At 55.1% G+C, this 2680-nt stretch carries 3 protein-coding genes; all 3 read left to right on the top strand.

Annotated elements, in window-relative coordinates; translation table 11 throughout:
• Positions 1-1452 (top strand): N-6 DNA methylase (locus VKV18_RS06565; RefSeq protein ID WP_324203410.1); only part of this gene is annotated, 1452 nt, incomplete at its 5' end.
• A 69-nt stretch (positions 1453-1521) separates the two neighbouring features.
• On the top strand, positions 1522-1824 hold the full coding sequence (locus tag VKV18_RS06570) for a nucleotidyltransferase family protein (RefSeq protein WP_324203411.1): 303 nt from the start codon (positions 1522-1524) through the stop codon (positions 1822-1824).
• A 90-nt stretch (positions 1825-1914) separates the two neighbouring features.
• A partial coding sequence (locus VKV18_RS06575) for a restriction endonuclease subunit S (protein WP_324203412.1) occupies positions 1915-2680 on the top strand: 766 nt, incomplete at its 3' end.

Below are 2680 nucleotides of genomic sequence, written 5' to 3' on the forward strand. Positions count from 1 at the left end.
CAGGAGTTTGGAAGTCGAGATATGGCGGCCGCTTTGGTTGAACAAGAGCTGCGGCAGGGAATCTTCTCGGATAAAGTTGGCCTGGTTCGCTTCTATATTCCCGATGTGGCACGCTGGTCAAACATTCGTCGGCAAACCGCCGGATTGGGGCAGTATCTAACGGATGCCGTGCGTGCCGTAGCCCGCGAGAATACGCGTTTACAAGGCGTTATCGATCTGGTGGACTTCAACGCCACCGCCGCCGGTCAGCGCATGGTGCCCGATGAGTATCTTGCTCGATTGGTCGAGATTCTCTCCCGCCATCGCCTAGGGCTGCAGGACGTAGAGCCGGATATTCTGGGTCGAGCCTACGAGTATCTTCTGCGGAAGTTTGCCGAAGGACAGGGACAAAGTGCCGGCGAGTTCTACACTCCGCGCGAGGTGGCCGTGCTGATGGCGCGTCTGCTGGAACCCATGCCCGGTATGACCGTCTACGACCCGGCCTGCGGCTCCGGCGGCCTGCTCATTAAGTGCCATTTGCGGCTGCTGGAAACACATGGGCAATCGCAAAATGGTCATCGGTATCTCCCTTCGGAGCACCAGCCGCTGCGGCTGTTCGGCCAGGAGATGAACCCCTCTACTTTTGCCATGGCGCGCATGAATGCCGTTATTCACGATATGGAGGCCGATATCCGACTGGGCGATACCATGCGCCACCCTGCCTTCAAGGATAGCCACGGCAGGTTGATGCGGTTCGATCTGGTGACGGCCAACCCCATGTGGAACCAGAAATTTCCGATAGAAGCCTACGAAAACGACACCTACGATCGCTTTCGCTTTGGCAGCCCGCCCACCTCTTCGGCGGACTGGGGCTGGCTGCAGCACATGCTTGCCTCCTTAAACGACACCGGTCGCATGGCCGTGGTGCTGGATACGGGGGCGACCAGCCGCGGCAGCGGCAACCAGGGCAGCAACCGCGAGCGCGATATCCGTAAGGCGTTTGTGGAATGCGACCTCGTGGAGGCGGTCGTGCTGTTACCCGAAAATCTTTTTTACAACACCACCGCGCCGGGCATCATCCTCGTGGTTAATCGCAAGAAACGCACTCCAGGCCAGATTCTGCTCATCAATGCTTCCACGCTCTTCGCCAAAGGGCGACCTAAGAACTACCTAGCCGACGAGCACGTCGAGACAATCGCTCGGCTTTACCACGAATGGAGGGTAGAGGAGGGCCTATCGGCAATCATCAGCACCGAAGAGGCCGCCCGAAACGACTATAACCTCTCCCCTAGCCGTTATGTAAGCATGAACGGTAGTGAAGAGACCGTACCGCTGGAGGAGGCGGTGGTGCGCCTGCAAGAGGCAGAAGAAGAGCGCATGGGTGCCGATCGGGAATTGGCAGCGGTCTTAAAAAAACTGGGGCTTGGCGGTTCCCTGATGGAAACGGAGCTGCCTGGAAGTGAGCGATCATAACAGAACCATAAGCGAGAGCGCCTACGATCGTGGCTTGTAAATCGCCTATTATAGGGGAAGAGCACTCTCATGGAGAAGGGGAATTTCGAGATTCCTGAAGCGCAGATTGGGGATTTTTGCCGCCGCTACCGCGTGCGACGACTATCCCTGTTTGGCTCTGCGCTTCGGGAAGATTTCGGGCCGCAAAGCGATGTGGATGTGCTGGTGGAGTTTGAGCCGGAGGCATCGGTAGGTTTTTTGACCTTAAGCTGCATGTCTCGTGAGCTATCCTCCCTATTGGGTCGGCCGGTAGACCTCGTGGTGCGCAGCGGTCTCAAGCCTCTCCTTCGAGAGGACGTTTTGCGCGAGGAAGTGACAATCTATAGGGCCTGAGCGCTTGTGCCTACCGAGCCATGCCCAGTTGCCCAAAGCGTTCACCGCGCTTGTAGGAACAGAGCAAGCGCCTTTTGGAGAAGAGGAACGATGCATGAGAACTTAGAGGGTTTACCTAACGGCTACAAAATGACCGAACTCGGCCCTTTGCCAGAGGATTGGCAGATGGTGCGACTGGGAGAATTAGCTTGTGTCCGCTATGGTAAAGCAAAACCAAGTACCACTGGCACCATCCCTGTTATTGGTTCAGGCGGTGTTTATTCCTGGTCAGACAAGCCACTAATTCAATTTCCTACACTTATCATTGGTAGAAAAGGTACAGCCGGGCAAGTGTGGCTATCTGAAAAAATGTGTTGGCCCGCTGATACAACTTTTTACTTAGAATGGAAGCAAACGATTGATGTTCACTTTCTTCACGCCTGGCTGATACTTCATCCCCTTTCTGGTGAACATGCAAAAACTACCTTACCTAGCCTGCAGCGTCCAGATGTCGAGAATTTACTCCTTCCCTGCCCACCCGTCGAGGAACAGCGTGCCATTGCCTACGTTCTACGTACGGTACAGCAGGCGAGGGAAGCCACCGAAAAGGTTATCGCTGCTGCCCGTGAACTCAAGAGAAGCCTCATGCGCCATCTCTTCACCTACGGTTCTGTGCCTGTGGAGCAAGCCGATCAGGTGCGTTTGAAGGATACCGAACTCGGCCCTTTGCCGGAGCATTGGCGGGTGGTGCGACTTGGAGAGGTAGTTCAAAAAACAAAACTGCTCGATCCGAGAAAGCAGCCAGATAGACATTTCAAGTATATTGATGTTTCATCTATCAGCAACGAGTCATTAGCCATTGTAGACCATAAAATCT

The sequence above is a fragment of the Chthonomonas sp. genome (assembly GCF_035294505.1).
Classification (GTDB): Bacteria; Armatimonadota; Chthonomonadetes; order Chthonomonadales; family Chthonomonadaceae; genus Chthonomonas.